Source organism: Marinobacter alkaliphilus (genome assembly GCF_055394375.1).
The window spans coordinates 844,211-869,184 of the sequence record NZ_AP043751.1 but is presented as its reverse complement, the minus strand read 5'-3'; the positions used below and the strand labels follow the sequence as shown (position 1 = coordinate 869,184).

The 24,974-nt window shown below is 59.0% G+C and carries 24 protein-coding genes; 14 read left to right on the top strand and 10 right to left on the bottom strand.

Features of this window, described 5'->3' with window-relative positions:
• Positions 1-10 precede the first annotated feature (10 nt).
• Positions 11-262 carry a YheV family putative zinc ribbon protein gene (locus ACZ5Q2_RS03995; protein WP_061331385.1) on the top strand — a complete coding sequence of 84 codons (252 nt, stop codon included), beginning with the start codon at positions 11-13 and terminating at the stop codon, positions 260-262.
• Positions 263-643: 381 nt separating this feature from the next.
• Here the strand turns inward: ACZ5Q2_RS03995 and ACZ5Q2_RS03990 are convergent, their stop codons facing one another.
• The 5 genes from ACZ5Q2_RS03990 to ACZ5Q2_RS03970 all read right to left on the bottom strand — a co-directional run bounded on the left by ACZ5Q2_RS03990 (position 644) and on the right by ACZ5Q2_RS03970 (position 5,169).
• Positions 644-1,966, bottom strand: coding sequence for a Na+/H+ antiporter family protein (locus ACZ5Q2_RS03990; RefSeq protein WP_061331384.1), 1,323 nt, complete (start codon positions 1,964-1,966; stop codon positions 644-646).
• 114 nt (positions 1,967-2,080) lie between these two features.
• Positions 2,081-2,311 (bottom strand): DUF1653 domain-containing protein, encoded by a 231-nt coding sequence (locus tag ACZ5Q2_RS03985; RefSeq protein WP_061331383.1) that lies wholly within the window; start codon positions 2,309-2,311, stop codon positions 2,081-2,083.
• A gap of 225 nt (positions 2,312-2,536) precedes the next feature.
• Positions 2,537-2,923: a DoxX family protein gene (locus tag ACZ5Q2_RS03980; protein ID WP_061331382.1), complete on the bottom strand. Its 387-nt coding sequence runs from the start codon at positions 2,921-2,923 to the stop codon at positions 2,537-2,539.
• Between the two features lie 96 nt (positions 2,924-3,019).
• On the bottom strand, positions 3,020-3,661 hold the full coding sequence (locus ACZ5Q2_RS03975; RefSeq protein ID WP_061331381.1) for a hypothetical protein: 642 nt from the start codon (positions 3,659-3,661) through the stop codon (positions 3,020-3,022).
• A 191-nt stretch (positions 3,662-3,852) separates the two neighbouring features.
• A complete protein-coding gene (locus ACZ5Q2_RS03970; RefSeq protein ID WP_156471720.1) occupies positions 3,853-5,169 on the bottom strand; it encodes an MATE family efflux transporter in 1,317 nt (438 codons plus the stop codon).
• 280 nt (positions 5,170-5,449) lie between these two features.
• On the opposite strand from ACZ5Q2_RS03970, the gene coxB reads away from it, so the two are divergent.
• The 4 genes from coxB to ACZ5Q2_RS03950 are packed head-to-tail and all read left to right on the top strand — an operon-like array spanning position 5,450 to position 9,674.
• Positions 5,450-6,511, top strand: coding sequence for a cytochrome c oxidase subunit II (gene coxB, locus ACZ5Q2_RS03965; RefSeq protein WP_227510101.1), 1,062 nt, complete (start codon positions 5,450-5,452; stop codon positions 6,509-6,511).
• 57 nt (positions 6,512-6,568) lie between these two features.
• Positions 6,569-8,152, top strand: a complete 1,584-nt coding sequence (gene ctaD, locus ACZ5Q2_RS03960) for a cytochrome c oxidase subunit I (RefSeq protein WP_058091851.1) — start codon at positions 6,569-6,571, stop codon at positions 8,150-8,152.
• Between the two features lie 15 nt (positions 8,153-8,167).
• Complete coding sequence (locus tag ACZ5Q2_RS03955) at positions 8,168-8,770, top strand: cytochrome c oxidase assembly protein (RefSeq protein ID WP_061331378.1); 603 nt, start codon at positions 8,168-8,170, stop codon at positions 8,768-8,770.
• 16 nt (positions 8,771-8,786) lie between these two features.
• Entirely contained in the window at positions 8,787-9,674 is an 888-nt protein-coding gene (locus ACZ5Q2_RS03950; RefSeq protein WP_058091853.1) for a cytochrome c oxidase subunit 3, read from the top strand.
• A gap of 15 nt (positions 9,675-9,689) precedes the next feature.
• On the opposite strand, the gene ACZ5Q2_RS03945 is transcribed toward ACZ5Q2_RS03950, so the two are convergent.
• Positions 9,690-9,899: a twin transmembrane helix small protein gene (locus tag ACZ5Q2_RS03945; protein ID WP_061331377.1), complete on the bottom strand. Its 210-nt coding sequence runs from the start codon at positions 9,897-9,899 to the stop codon at positions 9,690-9,692.
• 96 nt (positions 9,900-9,995) lie between these two features.
• Between ACZ5Q2_RS03945 and ACZ5Q2_RS03940 the strand changes: the two genes are divergently transcribed.
• The 7 genes from ACZ5Q2_RS03940 (at position 9,996) to hrpB (ending at position 18,366) form a co-directional block, all read left to right on the top strand.
• Positions 9,996-10,733, top strand: a complete 738-nt coding sequence (locus tag ACZ5Q2_RS03940) for an SURF1 family protein (RefSeq protein ID WP_061331376.1) — start codon at positions 9,996-9,998, stop codon at positions 10,731-10,733.
• Complete coding sequence (locus ACZ5Q2_RS03935; RefSeq protein ID WP_061331375.1) at positions 10,714-11,355, top strand: hypothetical protein; 642 nt, start codon at positions 10,714-10,716, stop codon at positions 11,353-11,355. The genes ACZ5Q2_RS03940 and ACZ5Q2_RS03935 overlap by 20 nt, the downstream gene beginning before the upstream one ends.
• Before the next feature lie 64 nt (positions 11,356-11,419).
• Positions 11,420-12,478, top strand: coding sequence for a COX15/CtaA family protein (locus ACZ5Q2_RS03930; RefSeq protein ID WP_082780514.1), 1,059 nt, complete (start codon positions 11,420-11,422; stop codon positions 12,476-12,478).
• Positions 12,475-13,395, top strand: coding sequence for a heme o synthase (cyoE, locus tag ACZ5Q2_RS03925; RefSeq protein ID WP_058091858.1), 921 nt, complete (start codon positions 12,475-12,477; stop codon positions 13,393-13,395). The genes ACZ5Q2_RS03930 and cyoE overlap by 4 nt, the downstream gene beginning before the upstream one ends.
• Before the next feature lie 34 nt (positions 13,396-13,429).
• A complete protein-coding gene (locus ACZ5Q2_RS03920) occupies positions 13,430-14,092 on the top strand; it encodes an SCO family protein (RefSeq protein ID WP_058091859.1) in 663 nt (220 codons plus the stop codon).
• Between the two features lie 126 nt (positions 14,093-14,218).
• Entirely contained in the window at positions 14,219-15,421 is a 1,203-nt protein-coding gene (locus ACZ5Q2_RS03915) for a YbfB/YjiJ family MFS transporter (protein WP_061331373.1), read from the top strand.
• A gap of 470 nt (positions 15,422-15,891) precedes the next feature.
• Positions 15,892-18,366, top strand: a complete 2,475-nt coding sequence (gene hrpB / locus ACZ5Q2_RS03910; protein WP_061331372.1) for an ATP-dependent helicase HrpB — start codon at positions 15,892-15,894, stop codon at positions 18,364-18,366.
• Between the two features lie 11 nt (positions 18,367-18,377).
• Here the strand turns inward: hrpB and ACZ5Q2_RS03905 are convergent, their stop codons facing one another.
• Entirely contained in the window at positions 18,378-18,749 is a 372-nt protein-coding gene (locus ACZ5Q2_RS03905) for a DUF6746 family protein (protein ID WP_061331371.1), read from the bottom strand.
• A gap of 147 nt (positions 18,750-18,896) precedes the next feature.
• Here ACZ5Q2_RS03905 and ACZ5Q2_RS03900 point away from each other — a divergent pair, with 147 nt between their 5' ends.
• Positions 18,897-19,715: an ATP-grasp domain-containing protein gene (locus tag ACZ5Q2_RS03900; protein WP_061331370.1), complete on the top strand. Its 819-nt coding sequence runs from the start codon at positions 18,897-18,899 to the stop codon at positions 19,713-19,715.
• 171 nt (positions 19,716-19,886) lie between these two features.
• On the top strand, positions 19,887-21,062 hold the full coding sequence (locus tag ACZ5Q2_RS03895; RefSeq protein ID WP_061331369.1) for a type III PLP-dependent enzyme: 1,176 nt from the start codon (positions 19,887-19,889) through the stop codon (positions 21,060-21,062).
• A gap of 172 nt (positions 21,063-21,234) precedes the next feature.
• On the opposite strand, the gene ACZ5Q2_RS03890 is transcribed toward ACZ5Q2_RS03895, so the two are convergent.
• From ACZ5Q2_RS03890 to ACZ5Q2_RS03880, 3 genes are all read right to left on the bottom strand, one after another.
• Complete coding sequence (locus tag ACZ5Q2_RS03890; RefSeq protein WP_432210435.1) at positions 21,235-23,304, bottom strand: site-specific recombinase; 2,070 nt, start codon at positions 23,302-23,304, stop codon at positions 21,235-21,237.
• Positions 23,305-23,373: 69 nt separating this feature from the next.
• On the bottom strand, positions 23,374-24,564 hold the full coding sequence (locus ACZ5Q2_RS03885) for an MFS transporter (protein ID WP_061331367.1): 1,191 nt from the start codon (positions 24,562-24,564) through the stop codon (positions 23,374-23,376).
• A gap of 11 nt (positions 24,565-24,575) precedes the next feature.
• On the bottom strand, positions 24,576-24,971 hold the full coding sequence (locus tag ACZ5Q2_RS03880; RefSeq protein ID WP_008176749.1) for an ectoine synthase: 396 nt from the start codon (positions 24,969-24,971) through the stop codon (positions 24,576-24,578).
• Positions 24,972-24,974: the final 3 nt, after the last annotated feature.

The window sequence follows — 24,974 nt, the reverse complement described above, 5'->3', positions numbered from 1 at the left end:
GAGTAGAGTTATGGCAAGTCCGAAACGCTTCATCGCCGGCGCGGTATGTCCCCGCTGCGCGGAGATGGACAAGATTACGATGTTCACCACCGAGGCCGGTGACCAGATTCGCGAGTGTGTGGCCTGCGGCTATACCGATGCCTTGTCTGACCAGCCGCAGCCGGAGGCTCCGGAGATTGAAACCCGGGTGAACAAGAAGGCCAATACCGATGACCATACGGTGAAGCAGGTGGTGTTTTTTAAGGCTGGCTCTGAGGACTGACCTTGTTTTGGAGTTTGGCCTTGTGGCCTGCTGGTTTGGGGATGGGCGGGTAGCCTGCTTGATTGGCGAATGGTCGGGGTTCGGGAGAGGGTTCCAAAACGGAAAACGTGGTTTTCCTGATTGTTTTGGAACCCTCTCCCGAACCCCTTTTATTTGGCTTGTTTAGAACCGCTTGGGTGTTTGCCGTCCCAGGAGTCGATGATGAATCGGGCCCATCGTCTTGTTTTTTAGCGATTCCTGTGAAGATCAACGTTTGGGGTTGGTGGGGGGTGTCAAAACAATCAGGAAAACCACGTTTTCCGTTTTGACACCCCCCACCAACCCCAAACCACCCACTAAAAACCGCAGGCTACCAAAAAGGCGACGATCACCAAAGATCGATCAAAGCACCATAGCCGCCAACCACCCAAAGGCCAGCAGCGGCAGGTTGTAGTGCAGGAACGTCGGCACCACGGTATCCCAGATGTGGTTGTGCTGGCCGTCCACATTCAGGCCCGCTGTTGGCCCAAGGGTGGAATCAGACGCGGGTGAACCCGCATCACCCAGGGCACCGGCGGTGCCCACCAGGGCCACGATGGCCAGGGGGCTGAAACCCAGTTGCAGGGCCAGCGGCACATACAAGGCCGCAATGATGGGAATGGTGGAGAATGACGAACCAATACCCATGGTAATCAGCAGGCCCACCACCAACATCAGCAACGCCGCCAGCGCCTTGTTATCACCGATGGCGGCCACCGAACCCTCCACCAGGCTGGCGATCTCGCCGGTTTCCCGCATCACCTCGGCAAAGCCGTTGGCGGCAATCATGATGAAGCCGATCATCGCCAGCATCTTCATGCCCTCGGTGAACAGGTCATCCGCTTCCTTCCACTTCACCACGCCGGAAATGTTGAACAGCACGAAGCCCGCCAGGGCGCCCAGGATCATGGAGCCCAGCCAGAGCTGCACCACGAAGGCCACGGCAATGGCCACCAGCGCCATCACCAGGGTTTTGGGGCTGTACTTCACATCCACCCGCTCGGTGCGTTCGATGAGTTTCATGTCGTAGCCCCGGCCGCCCCGGTAGCTGAAGAACACGGCAATCAGCAGGCCGATGAACATACCCAGGGCTGGCAGGGCCATGGCGGACATGACGTTCAGCTCGCTGGCATCCACGCCGTTATCGCCAACATTGGCCAGCAGGATTTCGTTCAGGTAAATGCCGCCGAAACCCACCGGCAGGAACATGTACGGGGTAATCAGGCCAAAGGTGAGCACACAGGCCACCAGCCGGCGGTCCATGTTCAGTTTCGCCATCACGTACAGCAGTGGCGGAACCACCAGGGGAATGAAGGCGATGTGGATTGGCAGGATATTCTGGGACGAGATGGCAATGGCCAGCAGCAGGCCGATGATCATGAACCGGATGCCGGTAGCAGCGCCGCCCTCCTCCTGACGCCCGACGATGGCCAGGGCCTTGTCGGCCAGGGCGTGGGCCAGGCCGGACTTGCCGATGGCCACGGCGAAGGCACCCAGGGTAGCGTATGACAGTGCCACGGTGGCACCGCCACCCAGGCCGGTGTTGAAGGCATTGATGGTGGTTTCCAGAGACATTCCTGCCACCAGGCCACCGGAAATGGCACCAATGATCAGGGCGACGACAACGTGGATGCGGCACAAGCTCAGCACGAGCATGATCAGTACCGCGGCAACAACGGCATTCATGGCAAACTCCGGGTAGGAATTGAAGATTTACCGGCGCCTTTTGGGCACCGGCAGCACGAAAAGTGCGCTAATGTGCAGGAAATGACTGCGGCAGTCAAAGCGGTTGTGTAACGATCACTCGGTGTCGAGGCGGGCGAACCTGGGGACCTGTTCACCGGCCAGTTCCACGGTTTCCCGGAACATTGCCAGCGGCCTCACCCAGAGGCTGTAGTCCCCGTAAAGGCAGCGGTACACCACCAGGGGTTCCTCGGTCTCGCTGTGCCGGGCTACGCCAATGACCTCGTAATCCTTGCCTTTGTAATGGCGGTATCGGCCGGGGGTGATGGGGTGTTTTTTGTCAAACATGCCTTCCTCTCAGGTGGTAACCGGGGATTACCCCTTAATTTCGGCGGACTCCCGCGCCAGTTACGTCCACACTTAACTGAGGCGCTGGGGTTTGGATCTGTAGCCGTAAAGCCGTTCTCCAGTGTAGTTCAAGACTCTAACGCCGGGAATAACAGACAACAATGAATGGCAATATATCAGTGCCGCCCGGGTGCTGAACCGGCCCCCACCGCCGATTCCTGAGCGTCAGTTTTTTAGCTTGTACTTGCCGGGCCCCAGGAAAATCACTGCAAAGGCAATAAACAGGAAGAAACCCTGCAGCTCCAGTGCCCAGCCTCCGTTGCTGCTGAGGCTCAACAGCTGATGCCCATGGACCAGGGCGATGGCGACAATCATATTGAAGACAATAATCAGTGCGCCGATGCGAGTCTGGTAGCCCAGTATCACCATCAGCGGTGCAATGACTTCACCCACGTAAACGCCGTAGGCAAAAATGGTGGGCAAGCCATGGGCGGCGAGCTGTCCTTCGATGAAGCCGACACCGTTCAACAGTTTCGCGATGCCATGAAACAGCAAAAGTCCGCCCAGGGTGAGCCGGACAATCAGTTTTCCCAAATCGGCGTTTTCAAGCACAGGGAGGCCTCCAGATGAGTGAGTGGAAAGCCGAAGGATACCGTGTTTCTGATTGATAATTCAGTGACTTGTTTGTAGTAAAACCCAGGGCCCCGGTTAATAGCCGAGGGAAAACCGGATGTGATTGCGTTCCAGCAGATTTTCCCAATAATGCCGCATCCAGTCCCAGGCCCGGTTGTTGACCTGATCGATGAAGGGGTCAAGATCAAGATTGTAATAATCCGGTGTGCCGGCGATCTGCAGTACGGTGACGGTAATGGAATCATCGAGTTCGTTAGCGAATGGCTCGCCAATCAGTTCGTGGGCCAGCAGGTTGGCACGGGTTGCCTCCAGATCCACCAGTTCGCTGGCTCGAATTGAGCGGTTACTGTCGTGCATCTCTTCCATCAACCGATGACAGAGGTAGGCTCGTATCAGAAGCCCATCCAGACCGTCGTATTGCACCAACAGCACGGACGGCTGGGTAAAGTAGCGGATAGCGGCGTCGACGAAAGGCTGAAACAGCTGGGACTTGCCGGCCTCCCGTGCGCAGGCATCAACACACTCGATCAGTCTTGGCGCCATTTCGATATATTCGACGGCAAACTGGAACAACGACGTGGCTGGCTGATAGCCGTCCACCACGATCGCTGTGGGCAGTTGGGCGGCTTTCTCCTTCATCTGCCGGAGAAATGCGCCGGAGCGGGCTTCCTTTCGCCTTGCCTGGTCAATGATGTTGAGAACAGCCTTTGGTGTCATTTCAGGAGATGCCAGTGTATGAACAAGTTGAGGTCGCAAGGCGTTCCCCCTGGGTCGAGGAGTACACGGGCAAAGGCGCCAATGCTGAATCACAAACGCCCCCGCCGTTTCTGATCAGTGTAGCCAAGATTTTGGGCTCTGCTGTGATTATGACAGAAGTTAACCTTTCACGGCCAGAACGCGGTTCAGGGTCAGCTCTGGCTGAACCAGGTGTCCTGGCGGGTATAACGCCAGCAGAGCCAGCCCATGCTGGCGGCTCTGGCCAGCATCAGGGCTATGAGCGACAGCCAGAGCCCATGGTTGCCCCACCCAGTGCTCAGCCACCAGACCGGCAGGAACACGCCAAGGGCCGAAAACAGCATGGTGTTCTGCATTTCCCGGGTGCGGGTGGCGCCGATGAATACACCGTCCAGCAGGAAACCCCATACCGCGGCCAGCGGCAATAGCCACAGCCAGGGCAGGTACTGCCAGGCCGCGGTGCGCACCTCTTCCAGCCCGGTGAGCAGGCTGATCAGCCATCGACCTCCAAGGACAAAGGCAATGGTCAGTATCAGCGAGCCCCATAAAGACCAGCGCAGGGCGCTTCGGAAAGCCAGGCGAAAGCGCCGCCGGCTGCCCTTGCCAACGGCTTCGCCAATCAGTGCCTCGGCGGCATTGGCGAACCCGTCCAGGGCATTGGAGATCACCAGCAAAAAGGTAATCAGCACAGCATTGGCGGCCAGGATCACATCGCCTTGGCGGGCGCCTTGGGCAGTGAAAAACGCCAGCACCAGCAGCAGTGCGATGGTCCTGACCATGATGTAGCGATTCACCTGCAGAATCGCCAGGTAATCGGACACCTGGCCGATCAGCGCCCGGGTCAGCCGCTGGCCTTCGGGCATTCTGCGTAACACGATGGCAAAACCGATCAGGGCGGCACCGTACTCGGCGATGACCGTGGCCAGGGCCACGCCGCGACTGTTCCAGCCCAGAACCGTCACAAAAAACACATCGAGCACGATGTTGATGCCGTTGGCGATGATGAGCATCACCATAGGCCCCCGGGGGAACTGGGTACCAATAAGCCAGCCCACCAGGGTGTACTGGCACAGTACCGCCGGCGCGCTCCAGATCCTGATTGCCGCGTATTCGGCGGCCAGCTCGGCCACCGCCGGGCTGGGGTTCATCAGGGTCAGGCCCAGGCTGATCAGGGGCTTATGAAATACAATGAGCATCAGGCCGATGCCGACCGCCAGCACGATGGAGCGCAGCAGCAGCGCTACCTGGGCGAAGGGGTCACGTTTGCCCCAGGCCTGGGCCGCCAGCCCCGTGGTTCCCATGCGCATAAAGCCGAATGTCCAATACAGAATACTGAACAGGTTGGCACCGACCGCCACAGCACCAAGGTATTCCGGACTATCCAGGTGGCCCAGCACGGCGGTGTCCACCAGGCCGAGCAACGGCACGGTCAGATTGGTCAGCATCAGCGGCCAGGCCAGTGCCCACAGGCGATGGTCTGTACTGGTCATTATGGGCCTTTTATGAGTTATGGTTCTCAAAATTCCGTGTTTATCCGTTTTGGATTTAAGGATTTTTTAGCCTTTTCTTGATCTGTGTCTATACTCGATCCTGATGTATCCATAATCAGGCTTTCACTCTGAGGCCATCCGGTGTTGCGAGCGCCGGGGTGTGTCGCAGGGGGATGACGCAAAATCCGACAAGAATAACACTCTGTGGAGACACAGTATGCGCGTGCATGCCAAGCGGGCAGTAGCCCTAGCCGCTGGTCTGTTGTTGCCGGTCACTGTCATGGCTGACTGGACCATGAACATGTCACCCGGGGTGACCAGCACCAGTAACCAGATTTTCAGCCTTCATATGACCATTCTCTGGATCTGTGTCGCCATTGGCGTCATCGTTTTCGGGGTCATGTTCTGGTCAATCTTTGCTCACCGCAAGTCCCGGGGTGCCAAGCCCGCGAACTTCCATGAGAACACCGTGGTGGAGGTGCTCTGGACCATTATCCCACTGGCCATTCTGGTGGCCATGGCGATTCCCGCCACCGCGACACTGGTCGAGATGTACGACACCACCGAATCGGATGTCGACATCAAGATCACCGGTTACCAGTGGCGTTGGCAATACGAGTACATTGACGACGATTTCAGTTTTTTCTCGAACATGTCGACGCCGCGCGACCAGATCCGCAATCGTCAGGCCAAGGGTGAACATTACCTGCTGGAGGTCGATAACCCGCTGGTGATTCCTGTCGGCAAGAAAGTCCGTTTCCTGCTCACCGCCAACGATGTCATTCACTCCTGGTGGGTGCCGGCATTTGGTGTGAAGAAAGATGCCATTCCCGGGTTTATCAACGAGACCTGGACCCGGGTGGATGTGCCCGGCACCTACCGTGGCCAGTGTACCGAGCTTTGTGGCAAGGACCATGGCTTTATGCCGGTGGTCGTCAAAGCGGTGCCTGAGGAGGAATACAACGAATGGGTGGCGGAGCAGAGAGAAATGGCTGAAATGGAACGCCAGTTGACCGAGAAAGACTGGACTCTCGACGAGTTGATGGAGCGTGGTGAACGGGCTTATGCAACCGCCTGTGCCAGCTGCCACCAGGCTGATGGTACCGGTATGCCTCCGGCGTTTCCGGCTCTGAAGGGCAGCCAGATGGCGCTGGAAGATATGGACGCGCACATCGAAATAGTCGTGAAAGGCTCGCCCGGTACCGCCATGCAGGCCTTCGGCAACCAGTTGAGCGAGGTCGACCTTGCCGCGGTGATTACCTACGAGCGGAATGCCTGGGGTAACAACACCGGCGAAATGGTCACGCCCAAAGAGATTTTTGATTACAAGAACCAACAGTAATCAACGCCAGATAACAACAATCACCAGCCATAACAAACGGCGGTAACGGGGGTTTTCATGAGTGCGGTTGCAGATACCCACACCCAGGACCATCATCATGGCCCGGCCAAAGGCATTAGCCGCTGGCTGTTGACTACAAATCATAAAGACATCGGGTCGATGTACCTGATCTTCAGTTTCGCCATGTTCCTGCTGGGTGGCAGCATGGCGATGGTTATTCGGGCCGAGCTGTTCCAGCCCGGCCTGCAGATTGTCGAGCCGGAATTCTTTAACCAGATGACCACCATGCACGGCCTGATCATGGTGTTTGGTGCGGTTATGCCGGCCTTCGTCGGCCTGGCCAACTGGATGTTGCCGCTGATGGTGGGGGCGCCCGACATGGCCCTGCCGCGGATGAACAACTGGAGCTTCTGGCTGCTGCCCTGTGCCTTCCTGATTCTGGTCTCTACCCTGTTCATGCAGGGCGGTGCTCCGGACTTTGGCTGGACCTTCTATGCACCGTTGTCGACGACCTACGGGCCGCCGAGTACCACCTTCTTTATTTTCGCGGTGCACATCATGGGTGTGTCGTCGATCATGGGGGCCATCAACGTGATTGCCACCATTCTGAACATGCGGGCGCCGGGTATGACCCTGATGAAAATGCCCCTGTTCGTATGGACCTGGCTGATTACTGCCTTCCTGCTGATTGCTGTCATGCCGGTACTGGCTGGTGTGGTCACCATGATGCTGATGGACATCCACTTCGGGACGAGCTTCTTTGATGCTTCCGGTGGCGGTGATCCGGTGCTGTTCCAGCACGTGTTCTGGTTCTTCGGGCACCCCGAGGTGTACATCATGATCCTGCCGGCGTTCGGGGCCATCTCGCACATTGTGTCTGCGTTCTCCCGCAAGCCACTGTTCGGTTATGCCTCCATGGTGTATGCGGTGGGTGCGATCGCTATCATGTCGTTCATGGTCTGGGCGCACCATATGTTCACTGTGGGCATGCCCTTGGCGGGCCAGTTGTTCTTCATGTACGCCACCATGCTGATTGCGGTGCCCACCGGGGTGAAGGTGTTCAACTGGGTGACCACCATGTTCCGGGGCTCCCTGAGCTTTGAGGCGCCGATGCTGTTCTCGGTGGCCTTTATCATCCTGTTTACCATTGGCGGGTTCTCCGGACTGATGCTGGCCATCGCGCCGGCGGACTTCCAGTACCACGACACTTACTTTGTGGTGGCGCACTTCCACTACGTACTGGTGCCGGGTGCCATCTTCGGCATCTTTGCCTCTGCCTACTTCTGGCTGCCCAAGTGGACCGGCCACATGTACGACGAAACACTGGCCAAGACGCACTTCTGGTTGTCGTTCATCGGTATGAACCTGGCGTTCTTCCCCATGCACTTCCTGGGGCTGGCGGGTATGCCGCGCCGGATTCCGGATTACGCCCTGCAGTTCACCGACTTCAACATGATCTCCAGTATCGGGGCGTTCATGTTCGGGGCAACCCAATTGCTGTTCCTGTTCATCGTGGTCAAGTGTGTGAAGGGCGGCAAGAAAGCGCCCGCCAAGCCCTGGGATGGTGCTGAAGGTCTTGAGTGGACCGTGCCGTCACCAGCGCCTTACCACACCTTCTCCACTCCACCGGAAGTGAAATGACCGGGAGACTGCACCATGTCTGAGCAAACAGGTGAGAAAACGCCAGAGCGTAAAAGTAATGCGAGGGTGATTGGCTGGTGCCTGTCAGGGGTGGTGGGCATGTTCGCCTTCGGGTTCGCGCTGGTGCCGTTGTATGAGGTGTTCTGTGAGATCACCGGCATCAACGGCAAAACCGGTGGCCGGTATGAAGCCAGTGCCACCCAGCAGGTGGATGAAAACCGGACCGTGACAGTTCAGTTCCTGGCCAGCAACGGCCCAGGTATGACCTGGAAATTCCGTCCGGTGGTTCGAAGTGTGCAAGTGCATCCGGGGGAATCGGTAACCATCAATTACTATGCCGAGAACCCGACCGATCAGCCCATGGTTGGCCAGGCGGTACCTAGCCTGGCCCCCTCCGAAGGCACTCTGTTCTTCCACAAGACCGAGTGTTTCTGCTTTAACCAGCAACCGCTGGAAGCGGGGGAAAGTGTGGAAATGCCGCTGATCTTTATCGTTGACCGGGACTTGCCGGAACACATCACCAAACTGACCTTGTCATACACCCTGTACGATCAGGGCAAGCAGGCGGAAGTTTCAAAGTCCGACCGGGCGCAGACAACAACTAACAATAACGGCTAAGCCATCGGAGACAGTTATGGCGGATAACCAGACCTATTACGTTCCCGAACAGAGCAAATGGCCCATCGTTGCCACTGTCGGGCTGGGGGTGACCCTCTACGGGGTGGCCTCAATCATGGTCAATGGCAAACAGGGTGAAAGCACCACCGGCTCCTGGATCATGTTCATGATAGGCGCCTTGATCATGGCGTACATGCTGTTTGGTTGGTTTGGCGCGGTCATCCGTGAGAGCCGGGCCGGCCTGTATAGCCCCCAGATGGACCGTTCGTTCCGCTGGGGTATGAGCTGGTTTATCTTTTCGGAAGTGATGTTTTTTGCCGCCTTCTTTGGCGCGTTGTTCTATGTTCGGGTGTTTGTGGTGCCTTGGCTGGGTGGTGAAGGCGACAAGGGCAGCACCAACATGCTCTGGGAGGGGTTCCAGGCCAGCTGGCCGTTGGTGAACAATCCGGACCCGCAAGCCTATCCGGGCCCCACGGAAGTCATCGGCCCCTGGGGCTTGCCTCTGATCAACACTATCCTGCTGGTAACCTCATCCTTTACCGTTACCATTGCCCATCACGCCATGAAGGCGGGTGACCGGGCAAAGATCAAACTCTGGTTGATGGCGACCATTGCGTTGGCGGTTGTGTTCATGTTCGTGCAGTCCTATGAATACCTGCACGCCTATCGGGATTTGGACCTGACCCTGCAATCCGGTATCTACGGCAGTACCTTCTTTATGCTGACGGGCTTCCACGGTGCTCACGTATTCCTTGGCACCTTGATGCTGGTGATCATGCTGATACGAATCAACAAGGGGCACTTCACTGCCGACAACCATTTTGGTTTTGAGGCGGCAGCCTGGTACTGGCACTTTGTGGATGTGGTCTGGCTGGGACTGTTTGTATTCGTCTATGTCATTTGACAACAACGTTGGTCATTACGGGACCGGGGTCGGGTTAAGCACCAGATCTCCGGTCCACAGGGAGGTCAGAACCACGGCAATGAGCAATACGCTCAACGCCACCCGAACCGCCAGGGAGTTCACCACCCGGCTGGTTTTGCCACCGTCGCGGATCAGGAAAAACAGGCCACTGAACAGGCTGACCATAACCGCCAACAGCAGTACGACGATAAGAAGTTTTAGCATGGGGTGTCCCTGTTGTTGAATGGTTTTATGGACAGAGTCCCCGGTGCACGATGGGAACCTGATATCACTATAGCAAAGCATGGGTAGGTGCGGTTGATGAATCGCCGATGGCAGTTTGACTGGCGATTGCTGATGTTCAGCGGGCTGCTGTTGCCCGTGCTCCTGAGCCTGGGAGTCTGGCAACTCAACCGGGCCGAGGAAAAGCAGTTGCTTTTGGCGGCCTGGCAGCAACAGGCCAGCCAGGCCGACTGGCCAGAACTGGTCTCAGGCGGATTAGAGAAAGGGCAGCCGGTTGTTCTGACCGGCTGGTATACCGAATACACCTGGCTGCTGGATAACCGAACCCGTGATGGTGTGCCCGGATACGAGGTGTTGACCGTGTTTACGCCGGTAGAGGGGCCGTTACTGGTAGTCAATCGTGGCTGGGTTCGCGGCCCCCGCACTCGGGATCAACTGCCGGAAATCGACACCCCGGGCGGACTGTTTACCCTGGAGGGACGGCTGGATGATTATCCGGTGCCCCCCGTGCTGGCTGAGGATGCGGGCCCAGCCAGTGGCTGGCCAAGACGGGTACAGGCATTACCTGCAGCCACTGTTGAAGACACGGTGGCTAGTCCGGCCGGGATGATCCTCAAGCTCTCAGACTCCGAGCAGCCCGGTGCTTACCGCGCCGATCATGCACCGGATGTAATGGGCCCACAGACCCACTACGGATATGCTGTGCAATGGTTTGCGCTTGCTGCAGCACTGACTATATTGACGTTAGTGGCGAGTTATAAAAAAAATGAAAGAATCCGAAAGACAGGAGCCGATAATGACAACGACAACGGCTGATTCCGTGACCGGGCAGGACCCCCTCAGCCCGGAACAGGTTCGTCGTGGCAGGCGCACCGCCCTGCTGCTGTTTGCAGTGGGTTTTGGGCCGATGATTCTGGCCACCATCATGTTTTATACCGGCTGGTTGAATCCGGTTGGTCATACCAACGAAGGCGAACTCCTGATGCCGCCGGTGCCGGTGCAGGCACTGAACCTGGAAACCTCAAACGGGGTGCCGCTGGCAGAGCGCTTCGGCGCTGATCAGGTCGACCCTAACTGGCTTATGCTTGTGGTCTCAGGTACTTGCGGCACCGATTGTGAGGAGCTTCTGTATCTAGCCCGCCAGGTAAACATCGCCCTTGGCAAAAATGCACCTCGGGTCAGCCGGGCAGCAGCGCTGGGCTCTGTGCCAGCCGGGCTCGAGCAACGCTGGCAGGCAGAGTACAGCTCCATGGAGCGACTGCGCCCGGCACCCGGCGCGGCAGCGGCCTGGCCCACTGGCGTGTCACCCGAGACAGCTCCCCGGATCTTGCTGATCGATCCTTTCGGTAACGTGATGATGCATTACGGCACCGAGCACACTGGCAAGCAAATGCTCAAAGACCTCAAGCATTTGCTGAAGTTGTCGCAGATTGGCTGACCAGGGAGAACGGAACGTGACGCAACAGTTTTCCCGGGAGCAATCTGCTCAAACGGTTAAGAAAATGGCCCGCTGGTCCACCGCTGCCTGCCTGCTGGCGGTGGTGGTGATTATGCTCGGTGCCTGGACCCGACTGGTGGATGCCGGGCTGGGTTGCCCTGACTGGCCGGGGTGTTACGGTTTCCTGACGGTGCCCCAGAGTGAAACCCGCATTGCCATCGCCAATGCCCGTTTCCCCGAGACGCCGGTGGATGTGTCCAAGGGCTGGCCGGAAATGATCCACCGTTACGCCGCAGGCATACTGGGCCTGGTGGTGTTTGGCCTGGCCGCCGCCGCGGTACGCAACCGCCGGGCAGGCGTGCCGGTCAAGCTGCCCCTGTTCATCGCCGCTTTTATCATCTTGCAGGGTGCATTTGGCGCCTGGACAGTGACCCTCAAACTCTGGCCACAGGTGGTCGCCCTGCATCTGCTGGGTGGGTTCACCACGCTTACTCTGCTGCTATTGCTAACGCTACGTTTGCGCAAACGATCCCGGGGCTCTGCCCCTTCAAGCACAGCATCGCCGGCCCTCGCCCGCCTGCGCCCCTGGTTGTACGGTGGTCTTATGCTGGTGATCATGCAAATTACGCTGGGTGCCTGGACCGCAGCCAACTATGCCGCCGTGGCTTGCACGGACCTGCCTACCTGCCAGGGGCAATGGTGGCCGGAAGGTATGGATTTCCAGCATGGCTTTGACATTACCCAGCAGGTTGGCCCGAACTATCTGGGGGGGCAGTTGACGGCGGATGGCCGAGTAGCCATTCATGTAACCCACCGACTGGGTGCCGTCATTGTGTTGGGTTATTTCCTGATTTTGCTGGCGCTGCTATGGCGCCATCGGAGTGACAGCGGGCTGGACAGCAGTATTCTGCTGGTTGCGGCGGCGCTTTTGGTGCAAATTGGCCTGGGGTTGGCCAATGTCTGGTTGCACATACCGCTGGCTATCGCCGTCGCCCATAATGCTATGGGCGCCGGCCTGTTACTGGCGATAGTGCACCTGATCTGGCAGCACCGGCAGCTGCCACAACCTGAAACATCCCCCGCAACCCATACAACAACCATAAACCGGGAGGTAACGGCATGAGCGAGCAAGTCAAAGCGCTGCCGGCCGAGGAGCATGCGAGTTCCCTGAGCAAATCCATTTCCTGGCGGGATTACCTGGAGCTGACCAAGCCCCGGGTGGTTGCGCTGATGATCCTCACCTCGGTTATTGGCATGCTGCTGGCGGCGCCTGGCGTGCCCGGCTGGGGTGTGCTGCTGTATGGCAACCTGGGTATTGCCCTGCTGGCAGGGGCCGCCGCCGTTGTGAACCACGTCGTCGACCAGAAGATCGACACTGTGATGGCCCGCACCCGCAAGCGCCCGGTGGCCACCGGACGGATTGCTGCGATTGATGCCCTGTTGTTTGCCACCGTACTGGCAGCCGTGGGCATGATTGTGCTGGTCTGGCAGGTGAATGAACTGACGGCCTGGCTCACCCTGGCTTCACTGGTGGGTTATGCTGGGGTTTACACCCTGTTCCTGAAGCGGGCCACGCCACAGAACATCACCATTGGTGGCCTGGCGGGGGCTATGCCTCCCTTGCTGGGCTGGACTGCCGTTACCGGTCAGGTGGAGGGGCACGCCCTGCTGCTGGTACTGATCATCTTCGCCTGGACACCGCCGCACTTCTGGGCCCTGGCCATTCACCGTAAAGAGGAATACGCCAAGGCCGGTATTCCCATGCTGCCAGTGACCCATGGCAACAAGTACACCGAGCTGCACATTCTGCTGTATACCCTGATGTTGCTGGCGGTCAGCCTGCTACCTTTTGTCACAGGGATGTCAGGTGGTATTTACCTGATCGGTGCACTGGCACTAGGCTTGAGGTTCCTGCAATACGCCATCCGATTGTTGAAGGGCGATGACCGGCGGGTGGCGTTGAACACTTTCAAATACTCCATCACTTACCTGATGGCGCTATTTGTGGTGCTGCTGGTGGATCATTTTGTCTATTTTTGATTGACAGTTTCCGGGTTTATAAAGTGGAGGCCCAATGGGGCGATCGTTACGCATCACGTTGTTTGTCTTGTTCCTGGTGGTCATGTTGGTATTCGGCCTGACAGTTGGCCGGCAGGTGTTCCTGAAAGGAGCCGGTGAATCGCCAGTGGCGGCGCCCGACCTGAGCCAGTACAACACTTATGTGTACGAGCAGCCAAGACCCCTGGCGGAGTTCACCCTTACCAACGAACAGGGTGAAACCGTCACCCGCGATGACCTGAAGGGCCAGTGGACGTTCGTGTTTGTGGGCTACACCAACTGCCCGGATATCTGCCCGGCGGCCATGGCCAACCTGCGCCAGACCGATAAGCTGTTGTCTGCGGATGTGCCCAAACCGGACTACCTGTTGGTCACGGCAGACCCGGAACACGACACGCCGGAACAGCTGAAAGCCTACACCGGCTTTTTCGGTGAAAACTTCCATGGCCTGACCGGCGACCTGGAGACCCTGCGTGAACTGGCGAAGAGTGTCAGTGCGGTGTTTGTTCATCGTGAGGTGGACGGGCAATTGCTGGTGGACCACAGTGGCCACTTTGCCTTGCTTAACCCCGAGGGCCAGCTTCAGGCTTTGATCCAGCCGCCCCACAAGCCCCAGGAGCTGGCCCAGGCCTACCAGCGCATCACCCAGTGGGCCAAGGCCCGCAACCCCGGCTCCTGAACTGGTGGCCCGCCCTGCGGGCCTGCTGGTTGGGCCTTATCCTGCCAAAGTCACACTGACAATTAATCGGTAGTGACCTACACTGCTCGGCCGTTTCATTGATCGACACGACCTCCGGGCTGCGCTATGACCAACTCGCACTCTGCTGACCCAAGACAGCTGTTTACCGTCCTGACCGCCGGCGCCCTGGTGCTACTGGTGGTGCATGGCCTCGGCCGGTTTATTTACACCCCGCTGTTGCCCTATCTGGTGGCCGACGGCCAATTCAGCGCAGCAGATGGCGCTGCCGTCGCCACCTGGAACTATCTTGGGTACCTGATGGGCGCCATGCTGGCCATTCGCTGGCATCGGATTGACCAGATCCGTGTCATGCTGCCGCTGTTCCTGGCGATCCATGTGGTCACCACACTGGTCATAACCCAGACCGACAACCTCACAGTCATATCCGCAAGCCGCTGGCTGAACGGCGTGGCCAACGGCGTGGTGTTCGTGCAGGCACCCGCGTTGATACTGGAGTGGCTGGTGTTGCGCAACAGGGCCTCGCTCAGCGGCCTGGTCTATATCGGTGTGGGCATCGGCCTGCTGGTGTCCAGCGGACTGGTCACCGGTTCTGCGACCCTGCTTGAAGGCGCCGAGCGCTGGTGGCCTGCGGCGCTGTTGTCGATACCAATAGCCTGGTGGGGCGCCATGCAGCTGCGCAGGCTGGAGGTACCTGTGCGCCAGCACGACGATTCCGGGCAGGTGGTCAGCAACACCCCGTTACTGGATCGCGCGAGTATTCCGTTGTTCCTGTCCTATGCCGGGGCTGGACTGGGGTACATCCTGCCCATGACCTTCCTGCCGCTCCTGGCCAAGATGACCTTGCCCCAGGGCCACGGGCTACTGAACGGCACCTGGGTGATCGTAGCCCTGTTTACCATTCCTGCACCCTGGCTCTGGAACAAGTTGGGAGCCCTGATGGGGGATCTGCCGGCATTGAGGCTGAATTTTCTGATCCAGCTGGCAGGGGTGCTGGCGGCAGTAGTCTGGCCGGGGCCCGTGGGGTTGGTGCTTTGTGCAGCGCTGGTGGGCAGCACGTTCCTGGGTACGGTGCTGCTGACCCAGCGTATCGGGCGGGCGTTGCATCCTCATCAGGGGCCCCGGTTGTCGGCGGCGATGGTGGCGCTTTACGGTTTCACCCAGATGGTTGGGCCGTGGCTCACCAAACAATGGCTGGATGCGGGCGGTACCCTGGGGTCTGCCTTCGGTATTGGGGTGGCGGCGCTGGCGTTTGGGCTTTTGTTTGCGTTCTTTGTGCCCCGGGCTGACTTGTGGCGTTCGCGGTCTTGATGTGGTGTGGACCCAGACTGTGGGTTGTGGGGGATTGATCGGGGTGGTGGGGTATTTTTGCCTTGGAAATGAAACTCGCTGCGCTCAGACATTCATTTCCGGCGGAAAAAAATACCCCACCACCCCGCTCTAGCTGACCACGGCGGTTCCGCTGAAGAAAAAATTGCTGGGTGTGTTTGACGGATACTCTGAGTGCGGGTTGAAGGGTTGGTGTTTCACCGCCAGTGATGTTCGCCGGAGAGCGGAGTTTTGTTGAAACCTGAAGTGAGATGCAGAGGGTGAAAGGCTTAACCTCAGACAGACCATGGTAACCTCTGGATATACCCTTAAAGTTATGCAGGGTGTGGGGGTGTTTAGGTTTTTTTGACCGAATAAAGGTGTCTGAGCGAAGCGAGTTCTTTTTCGGCCAAAAAAACCTAAACACCCCCGCGCCACCCCCAAAACTCCCAGGCTAAACCCAACCACACCCCATGCTCCCAATAGAACACATACTCCCAGAGCTAAAACAAACCCTGAACCAAGGCACCACAGCCTTACTGCAGGCCCCGCCGGGTGCCGGTAAAACGACAAGGGTCCCGCTGGCTCTGTTGGACGCCCCCTGGCGGGACAACCGGAAGATCCTGATGTTGGAGCCCAGGCGGCTGGCGGCCAGGTCGGCGGCTCGGTATATGGCGAAGCAGCTTGGGGAGGCGCCGGGGCAGACGGTGGGGTATCGGACTCGTCTGGATACCAAAGTGTCAGGCAGCACCAGGATTGAGGTGGTGACCGAGGGCATTCTGACGCGCCTGATTCAGAACGATCCGATGCTGGAAGACTATGCCGCCGTGCTGTTTGATGAGTTTCATGAGCGGTCGTTGCAAGCCGATCTGGGATTGGCACTGGTGCGGGAAAGCCAGCAGGCCCTGCGGGAAGACCTGCGATTGCTGGTGATGTCGGCCACCCTGGATACCGCGCCTATTGCCCGGGTGCTGGGGGATGTACCGGTGATCACCAGCGAGGGGCGGGCGTTTCCGGTGGAGGTGTTTTACCGCCCTTTGCCTCGTAATGCTCGGATAGTGGACCAAGTGGTGGCCGTGATTCAGGAGGCCCTGCGGGATCAGACCGGTTCCCTGCTGGTGTTCCTGCCCGGAGCCGGGGAGATTCGGCGAGTGGCGCAGCAGCTGGCGGGGCAGTTGCCGGCTAACGTACTGCTGGCCCCATTGTACGGTAATTTAAAGTCCGAAGAACAGGACCGGGCGATTTCGCCGGCGCCGGACGGTACCCGCAAGATTGTGCTGGCCACGGCGATTGCTGAGACCAGTCTGACTATTGAAGGCGTGCGGGTGGTGATTGATGCCGGTCAGCAGCGCCGGGCGGTGTTTGACCCCAACAGCGGTATGACACGCCTTGTGACCGGGCGGGTATCAAAGGCGTCTGCCGAGCAGCGCAAGGGCCGGGCCGGTCGGGTTGAGCCGGGTGTGTGTTACCGGCTGTGGAGTGAGTCGGAGCAGTTCGGGTTGGCGGACTACACGCCGCCGGAAATTCAGGAAGCCGACCTGGCGCCGCTGGTGCTGGAATTGGCCCAGTGGGGGGCCCGTTCCCCGGAGCAGGTGGGTTGGATTGATGCCCCGCCGAAGGCGCACTGGCAGCAGGCGGTGGAGTTGTTGCAGTGGCTGGATCTGCTGGATGCCGAGGGAGCCATCACAGACCACGGAAAGGCGGCCCGGGAGCTGGGCCTCCACCCTCGCCTGGCCCATATGGTGATCAAAGGCCGTACCCTGGGGCTGGGCCAGCTGGCGGCCGAGCTGGCCGCGCTGTTGGAGGAGCGGGATTTGCTCGGGCCAGGCTCCGGTGCGGATCTGCATGAACGGATTCGGGTGCTGCGGGGCGAACGCGGTCATCGCGGCCTGGACACCGCACGGTTGCAGGCGGTTCGGCAGGCGGCAAAACGACTGTGCCGTGGCCCGCTGGCACAGGATTTACCCTCGGAAACCGACGTTGGGCGGGTGTTGGCCCAGGCCTATCCGGACCGTATTGCCCGCCGCCGCTCAGGGGCCATGCCCCGGTATCAGTTGAGTAACGGCAAGGGTGCGGTGTTGCGGGAGGACGATCCCCTGGCTCGGCAGGACTGGCTGGTGACGGCGGAACTGGATGGCAAGGCCCGGGAAGCAACCATCTATCTGGCGGCACCGGTCGACCTCGCAGACCTGGAGCAGGACTTGTCTAACCATATTGAAGAACGTGAGGAAGCCGTGTGGGACGACAAACGCGGCACCATCGTAGCCCGTCGGGTCCGCAAGCTCGGGGCACTGGTGCTGGCGGAGAAACCGCTGAATCAGGTGGCCCCGGAACTGGTTCAGCAGGGCCTGCTGGACGCGGTGCGCCGTAAAGGTCTGGACAGCTTGCCCTGGAGCGATGCAGCACGCCAGTGGGTTGCCCGGGTGCGATTGCTGACTGCGCAGTTTCCCGGTGACTGGCCGGAGGTCAGCGACCGGTCCTTGCTGGATACCCTGGAAACCTGGTTAGCGCCGTTTATGGCGGGCATGAAGCGCTGGTCTGACCTGGCGGGCATCAACCTCGTTCAGGCCCTGAGTGCCCTGCTGGATTACACGCAACAGCAACAACTGGACGAACTCGCGCCCAGATCTCTGACTATTCCCACCGGCCAGAATGTCACCCTGGACTACTGCGCTGAAAATGGCCCTGTGCTGGCGGCCAAGCTGCAGGCGTTGTTTGGCTGGACCGAAACGCCGAAAGTGGCAGGTGGTCGGGTGCCGGTGGTGATTCACCTTTTGTCACCGGCCCAGCGGCCTTTAGCGGTTACTGCCGACCTGGCCAGTTTCTGGCAGAACGCCTATCCCGAGGTGTGCAAGGACATGCGTGGCCGCTATCCCAAACATCCCTGGCCGGACGACCCACTCACCGCCCAGGCCCAGCAGGGAACGAAAAAACGCCCTGCTCGCTGATATGCAATCCGTTATCTGATCACTTCCCGACTGACTTCAAGGTACTTCTGCCCGTGCTTTTTAACAGCGTTGCCATCAGCGTGCTCGGAGGCAACGTGAACTTCTTCCAGCACATCCGCCAGTTGGCGCAGTTCCTCATTGATCTTGCCCAGGGCGTTTTCCAGGGTATAGGTCAGTTCGTGGACTTCGTTCATGGCCTCGGGGGTCATGTCTCCGGCCAATACCTTTTCCAACTTATTGTTGTATTCCGAGAAGTTGCTAACCGCTTGTTCCAGGGTGTCAGAGGGCTTGCCCTTGAAGTGCTCGACGTCACTGGCGTGGGTGTTGGCGCCGAATGCGAAGGCGGCGCAGGTGAGGATGGCAAACATCAGGTTCTTGGTCATGGGCAGCTCCTTTTATGATAATGCAAAGTATTATCATTTATATTCGTTGTGTCCATGACGCCGGTCAATTATTTTTCCTGAGGTAGCTTGTCCGGAACCGGATTCTGTATAAAATGCGCGCAACCTATCTGGAGTGCCGCTGACACCATGCACCTGGTTTCCTTTGATATCTTCCGTACCCTTGGCTTTCCTGACACCACAGTACTCAAGCCGGAGCAGTTCCTTCGACACAAGGACCTGCTGCGAGACGCCGACTGGGTGCTGTTCCCGGAATACTGGCAACTGAACGCCCTGGTCCATGGGCTCAAGTGCCGCGTGTTTCCAAGCGAGGCCAGCTACCGCATTGGTCATGACAAGGTGGAGATGACCCGTGCGTTCCAGACCGTAGCGCCGGAACACACCCCCTGGACGTTGATCGAAGCCAACGGCCCCCAGGAGCGGGATCTGATCTGGGACACCATGGCCCTGCCCTTTGTGGCGAAGCTGCCCAAGGCCAGTATGGGCGAAGGAGTGTGGCTGATTGAAAACCGCGACGACTGGCGCCGGTACTGCGAACGTACCCACGTACTTTATGCTCAGGAATACTTGCCTATCGACCGCGATGTGCGGGTTGTGGTGGTGGGTGACCGGGTGCTGACGGCCTATTGGCGAACCCAGGCGGAACAGGGCTTCTACAACAACGTGGCCCGGGGTGGGAAAATTGATACCAGCGAGGTGCCAGGGGTGGTCACCGAATTGGCCCTGCGGTTGGCGAGAGAGTTGGGAGTAGACCACGCTGGCTTTGATCTAGCGCTGGTTGACGGCTACCCCTACGTTCTGGAATTCAACCGGCTGTTTGGCAACCAGGGGCTCGGCCAGGGCAGCGATCTAAAAGAGGCCATTCTGGATTATCTGAACCGGCAGAGCTGCCCCCAGGATCCGGACGGGCCGACAGAGCCGACGCCGCTTTGGCCGGTGGCGGTGTGATACAGAATTCTCTGCCAGAGGTCCGGTTTCCGTTGCCGGATTTATGGGTATATATGCGCATTTGCGGTGGTCAGAAAAAAGCCTGATGATCGCGACTATTCACGGGTAACACGGCGAGGCTGTGCTACCCTTTTTTTATGCCCGTTTACCCTGTGGAGGGACACACCACCCATGAATCTGAACCCCAACGCTGACATCGCCGATTATTACAGCGCCGAGACCTTCAAGCGGATCAAGGACTTTGCCGACGGCAAGGAAACCCCGTTTGTGGTCATCGACACCCAGACCATTGACCGTCAGTACGAGGAGCTGGTGGAAGGGTTCCCGTACGCCAAGGTTTACTATGCGGTTAAAGCCAACCCGGCGCCGCAGATTCTGACCATGCTGCGGGATAAGGGTGCCTGTTTCGATATCGCATCGGTGTATGAGCTGGACAAGGTGATGGGCCTGGGTGTGACCGGTGATCGCATCAGTTATGGCAACACCATCAAGAAGGCGAAGGACATTCGCACCTTCTACGAGAAGGGCGTGCGCCTGTTTGCCACTGACTCCGAAGCCGACCTGCGCAACATCGCGAAAGCGGCGCCGGGCTCAAAAGTGTATGTGCGCATTCTGACCGAAGGCACCCTGACCGCAGACTGGCCGTTGTCCCGCAAGTTTGGCTGCCAGACGGATATGGCCATGGACCTGCTGATCCTGGCTCGCGATCTGGGCCTGGTGCCTTACGGCGTGTCATTCCACGTGGGTTCCCAGCAGCGGGAAATCGGCGCCTGGGATGCGGCCTTGAACAAAGTGAAGGTGATTTTTGAGCGCCTGAAGGAAGAAGACGGCATTGAGCTGAAGATGATCAACATGGGCGGTGGTTTTCCGGCCAACTACATCACCCGCACCAATGAGCTGGCGGTGTATGCAGAGGAAATTGCCCGTTTCCTGCGGGAGGATTTTGGCGACGATCTGCCGGAAATCATTATTGAGCCGGGGCGGTCGCTGATCTCCAACGCCGGTGTGTTAGTGAGTGAGGTGGTGCTGATTTCCCGGAAGTCCCGTACCGCGTTGCACCGATGGGTGTTTACCGATGTGGGTAAGTTCTCGGGGCTGATCGAGACGCTGGATGAGTCGATCAAGTTTCCGATCTGGACTGAGAAGACCGGTGAGGGCGAGGACTGTGTGATTGCGGGGCCGACCTGTGACAGTGCCGATATCATGTATGAGCACCACAAGTACCCGTTGCCTTTGAATCTGGCGATTGGTGACCGGATGTACTGGCTGTCGACCGGGGCTTATACCACCACTTACAGTGCGGTGGAGTTTAATGGCTTTCCTCCGTTGAAGGACTACTACATCTGAGTTTGGGAGTCTGGCCGCGGAGCGGGGAGGTCTTTTCCTCTGCAAAAAACAACTCGCTTCGCTCAGACATCTTTTTTCCGGCGGAAAAGACCTCCCCGCCCCACGGCCTGTCGGCTCGGTTCGGGAAGTCTTATTTTGCTACTGTTTTGTGGGTCGCTTTGGCGGCCCTTTTTTATTTCTGAAGGGCCTTTTGGCGCTGTTCTTTGTTTTCGGCTTTGGTTTGCGGGCTGTCGGGTTGAGCCTCTTTGAGGTCGTCCGGTTCGGGCAGCGGATCTCTTGGCGGGTAAATCAGCGCCATGGGGTTTTCAGCGACCACCTGGAACCAGGCTTTGATCAGTTTCGGGAAGCTGGATATCCGGGTGTTTCTGGCTCTCAGGGCAACGTTCAGGGCCAGGGTGAAGCTGACGATGAGGTTGACGCCGCCGATCAGCAGGGCGAACAGGGTGAACAGGGCGAAGTCGCTGGCGCCGGGGATGAACACGGACATGGCGTAGCCGACGTCGGCGGAGGAGAAGGCGACGTGGCGGATGTCGATGGGCAGGGCCAGCAGGTAGCCGATGTAGCCGGTGACGCCGAGCAGTACGCCGAACACGAAGTTGCTCATCAGGGCGCCGTAGTGTTCAGCCACGTAGGCGCCGAAGCGGGCGCGGGTTTCCGGGGGCATCAGGGGGCGCAGCAGGGGGTGTTGTTCCAGGCGTTCGGCCAGGTTCAGGTAGGCGGCGCGGTTGTCGAAGTAGCCGGCCACCAGGCCTGAGAAGAACAGCCAGACACCGGCGATGGCGGCGTACATCAATGCCAGGCTTTGCCAGGGGTGAATGCCGATGAGCATGTAGTCGTAGCGTTCGGTACTGATCAGCGGAACGCCTTGTACATGGCTGTATAACGAGCCAACCGCGAAAGCCACAGACAGGGCGACGGCGACGTTGCCCATGATGGCGACGAATTGGGTGCGGCCAACCCGGACCAGTAGTTCTGCCAGTTTGCGGGCGTTGGCCCGGCCCTGTTCGCCCTGCTCGACTTTTTCGGCGATGCTGGCGGCGGTCATGGCGGGCTGTTTGGTGGCCACGGTGCAGTGCAGCATGTGGATGATCATGAAGCCGATGCCGTAATTCAGGCTGACCCAGAGGGTTTCCCAGCCCCGGGTCAGGTCCAGCTGCAGTATCTGGATCTTGATCAGTGCCATGAAGGCGATGATAAACCCGCCTCCGGCGCCGGAGGCCAGCATGGCCAGGTATTCTTTACGGCTGCCGGCAATGTAGTGTTCGCCGTGGTCGCTGGCGTTCTCGGTGACGCTGCGGGACATCAGCCTCAGGTTGGCGCGCCACAAGGCTCTGACGCCGTGGCGTTCGGCGCTGGCCTGGACCAGGGTCTTGAACAGTTCCACGGATCGGTTAAGTCGCTTCACCGGGTCTGCCGGGTCCAGAATATCCAGCAGGTGTTCAATCCGGTCCAGGGTCTGGTGCAGCCGCTCCAGCAGGTGGGTCAGCGCCATGGTAGAGCCGGCGGTGACGGATTTGCGTTGCAGTCGGTCAATCTCTTCACGGCATTGTTCAATCAGTACCCGGGCGTGGGCATCGTCCAGCTCAACGGATTCCTTTTCCTGCAGGGCATGCCCCCAGGATTGCACCAGCGCGGCAATTTCCCGCTGAAGGGCCACGAAGGCGGATTCCCGGTCGATGATCTTCGGGTTCAAGCGCAGGATGTTGGGCTCCAGTTCCTCGGCGGCGACCCAGATGGACATCATCTCCAGGGCGTTGAGCATCTGGCTGTAAATGCGATTTCGGGTGCGTTCCAGAGCCGAGGGTGAAAAGTGCCACAGGGTGGTCAACAGGCGGATCAGAGCCTCATCGGGTATGCAGTGAATCCATTCGGCGTCGTCTTTGCGGTGGAACACCACAAACAACACGTTCTTGACGTTGTTGCGGTCTTTGGGGGCCGGGTTGATCCGCTCGTACAGGCGCTCGCCGATTTCTTTCAGGAAGCCGCGGCGGGAATAGAGCCCCAGGCCAGACAACAACTGGAAAAACTGGGCCTGGTCGAGCCATTCCTGCAGCCGGCCAGACACTGCCAGGTGTACGTCCAGGTTCTCGGTCAGGGCACCTTCCAGTTGCTTCATGCGGTCAACGGCGTTGTGGACGGTTTCGCCCCGTTGCGGGCGAATCCAGTCCACCACCAGGCTGAGTGTTTTCAGAGCGCTGGTGTCTTCATCCGCGAGCTGGTTAATCAGGGTGGCCAGTTTCAACACAGAGTCCTTGCTTGAGCATGGGGCTTAACGGCTTCCATACGATGTTTGTTTGCTGACAGATGATACTCAGGCCGGTCGACGGCGCAGATCCAGAGTAAAGGCTATGGGTAACACCAGCAGGCTGTACCCTACCATCACCATGATGGCGTGGCGGATATCCCCGCTCCAGTCGGCAATCAGACCGCCGATCATGGGCACTGAAAACGCCAGGGTATAACCCACCAGAAACGTGCCGGCCGACAACCTCCCGGTTTCCTCCGAGCGTACCAGCAGTGGTGGCAGCGCAACCAGCAGAATCAGCAGGATACCGGCAACAAAACTCATCAGGGTGGCGCTGAATATGGCTGGCCACCCCTCAAGGACAATGGTGCCGCTGGTGCCGACAATACTGAGCACCGCCATCAAGATGATCATGCTGCGCTTACCTACCCAGAATCGGGCCATCTTGAGCATCAGCAGCGAGGCCACCACTTGCGCAAAGTTATACCAGAAAAGCGCGTCTGCCAGCTTCTCAAAATGCCCCTGCTGTGCCAGCAGGTTCCCCATGTAGGCGTTAAGGCCAAAAAACATGGAGCCGGACAAGCCCAACAGCAGGCCAATACGCAGGGTCAGCGGGTTTTTCCAGTCTGGCAGCCAGGCGCTGCGGCGCACCGGCCGTGCCAGGTCCCGCTTGGGCAGAAACAGGGCTGCGGCAACCAGAAGTGCCGGTAACGACCACACCAGTAGCGTGGCGCGCCAGCTGTTATCCAGCAATGGCATGAGCACCGGTAATGTGATGCCGGCACCAATGAATTCGCCCATCAACATGCCGTTCATGTAGATGGCAGAGCCGATGGCCAGGTGATGGGGCGCCAGCCAGCGTGGCAGCAAAGCCGGTAATGCCGGTTGCATCATGGCGACGCCGAGCCCCATGACCGCGCTGGCGAGCATCAGGGTGAAGGTGTCTGGCACCAGGCCGCGGCCCGCAGAGCCGATCACCATGATCACCATGGCCATGGCCAGGGTGTTTCTGGGGCCGATGCGGGAAATGGCCAGGGAGCCAGGCATGGCGCCAATGGCCAGCATCAGGATGGGTAAAGTGGTGAGGGCGCCAGTCAGGGCCTGCGTAAGCGCCAGTTCATCTGAAATAAATGGCGCCAGTGGCGGTGCCACCAGTACCGGAATTCTCAGGTAAACACCGGCCAGCCAAAGCAGCACCGCCACCGGCAGCAGCCTGGCTGGCGATGGCGGTGCAGTTGTTGCCGAAGGGGTTGTCACGACCAGCGGGTTCAGTCTTCGCTGGTGTCGGGCAGGTAGGCGCCGTCTTCGTCGTGTACTTCGCGGCCGGTGACCGGAGGGTTGAAGGCACAGATCAGGCGCATGTCTTCGGTGCCGCCGTACAGGGTATGCTGGTCGTGCTTGTCGAGTGCATACAGGGTGCCGTCGGTGATCTCGTGGGTTTCGCCGGTGGCCTTATCCAGAATTTTGCCGTTACCGGCAACGCAGTAAACCGCTTCCAGGTGATGCTTGTACCAGAGGTTCAACTCAGCACCGGCGGGAATAATGGTTTCGTGGAACGAGAAACCCATGCCGTCTTTTTTCAGCAGCATGCGGCGGCTGGTCCAGCCTGGGCCGGTGACTTCGCGCTCGGTACCGATAATGTCTTGCACTCGTACAATTTTCATTCG

What these genes read in the sequence shown, in the direction of transcription:
- ACZ5Q2_RS03995 (WP_061331385.1), top strand. Translation starts at nt 11, where the DNA reads ATGGCAAGTCCGAAACGCTTCATCGCCGGCGCGGTATGTCCCCGCTGC.
- ACZ5Q2_RS03990 (WP_061331384.1), bottom strand. Translation starts at nt 1,966, where the DNA reads ATGAATGCCGTTGTTGCCGCGGTACTGATCATGCTCGTGCTGAGCTTG.
- ACZ5Q2_RS03985 (WP_061331383.1), bottom strand. Translation starts at nt 2,311, where the DNA reads ATGTTTGACAAAAAACACCCCATCACCCCCGGCCGATACCGCCATTAC.
- ACZ5Q2_RS03975 (WP_061331381.1), bottom strand. Translation starts at nt 3,661, where the DNA reads ATGACACCAAAGGCTGTTCTCAACATCATTGACCAGGCAAGGCGAAAG.
- ACZ5Q2_RS03970 (WP_156471720.1), bottom strand. Translation starts at nt 5,169, where the DNA reads ATGACCAGTACAGACCATCGCCTGTGGGCACTGGCCTGGCCGCTGATG.
- coxB (WP_227510101.1), top strand. Translation starts at nt 5,450, where the DNA reads ATGGCTGACTGGACCATGAACATGTCACCCGGGGTGACCAGCACCAGT.
- ctaD (WP_058091851.1), top strand. Translation starts at nt 6,569, where the DNA reads ATGAGTGCGGTTGCAGATACCCACACCCAGGACCATCATCATGGCCCG.
- ACZ5Q2_RS03955 (WP_061331378.1), top strand. Translation starts at nt 8,168, where the DNA reads ATGTCTGAGCAAACAGGTGAGAAAACGCCAGAGCGTAAAAGTAATGCG.
- ACZ5Q2_RS03950 (WP_058091853.1), top strand. Translation starts at nt 8,787, where the DNA reads ATGGCGGATAACCAGACCTATTACGTTCCCGAACAGAGCAAATGGCCC.
- ACZ5Q2_RS03945 (WP_061331377.1), bottom strand. Translation starts at nt 9,899, where the DNA reads ATGCTAAAACTTCTTATCGTCGTACTGCTGTTGGCGGTTATGGTCAGC.
- ACZ5Q2_RS03940 (WP_061331376.1), top strand. Translation starts at nt 9,996, where the DNA reads ATGAATCGCCGATGGCAGTTTGACTGGCGATTGCTGATGTTCAGCGGG.
- ACZ5Q2_RS03935 (WP_061331375.1), top strand. Translation starts at nt 10,714, where the DNA reads ATGACAACGACAACGGCTGATTCCGTGACCGGGCAGGACCCCCTCAGC.
- ACZ5Q2_RS03930 (WP_082780514.1), top strand. Translation starts at nt 11,420, where the DNA reads ATGGCCCGCTGGTCCACCGCTGCCTGCCTGCTGGCGGTGGTGGTGATT.
- cyoE (WP_058091858.1), top strand. Translation starts at nt 12,475, where the DNA reads ATGAGCGAGCAAGTCAAAGCGCTGCCGGCCGAGGAGCATGCGAGTTCC.
- ACZ5Q2_RS03920 (WP_058091859.1), top strand. Translation starts at nt 13,430, where the DNA reads ATGGGGCGATCGTTACGCATCACGTTGTTTGTCTTGTTCCTGGTGGTC.
- ACZ5Q2_RS03915 (WP_061331373.1), top strand. Translation starts at nt 14,219, where the DNA reads ATGACCAACTCGCACTCTGCTGACCCAAGACAGCTGTTTACCGTCCTG.
- hrpB (WP_061331372.1), top strand. Translation starts at nt 15,892, where the DNA reads ATGCTCCCAATAGAACACATACTCCCAGAGCTAAAACAAACCCTGAAC.
- ACZ5Q2_RS03905 (WP_061331371.1), bottom strand. Translation starts at nt 18,749, where the DNA reads ATGACCAAGAACCTGATGTTTGCCATCCTCACCTGCGCCGCCTTCGCA.
- ACZ5Q2_RS03900 (WP_061331370.1), top strand. Translation starts at nt 18,897, where the DNA reads ATGCACCTGGTTTCCTTTGATATCTTCCGTACCCTTGGCTTTCCTGAC.
- ACZ5Q2_RS03895 (WP_061331369.1), top strand. Translation starts at nt 19,887, where the DNA reads ATGAATCTGAACCCCAACGCTGACATCGCCGATTATTACAGCGCCGAG.
- ACZ5Q2_RS03880 (WP_008176749.1), bottom strand. Translation starts at nt 24,971, where the DNA reads ATGAAAATTGTACGAGTGCAAGACATTATCGGTACCGAGCGCGAAGTC.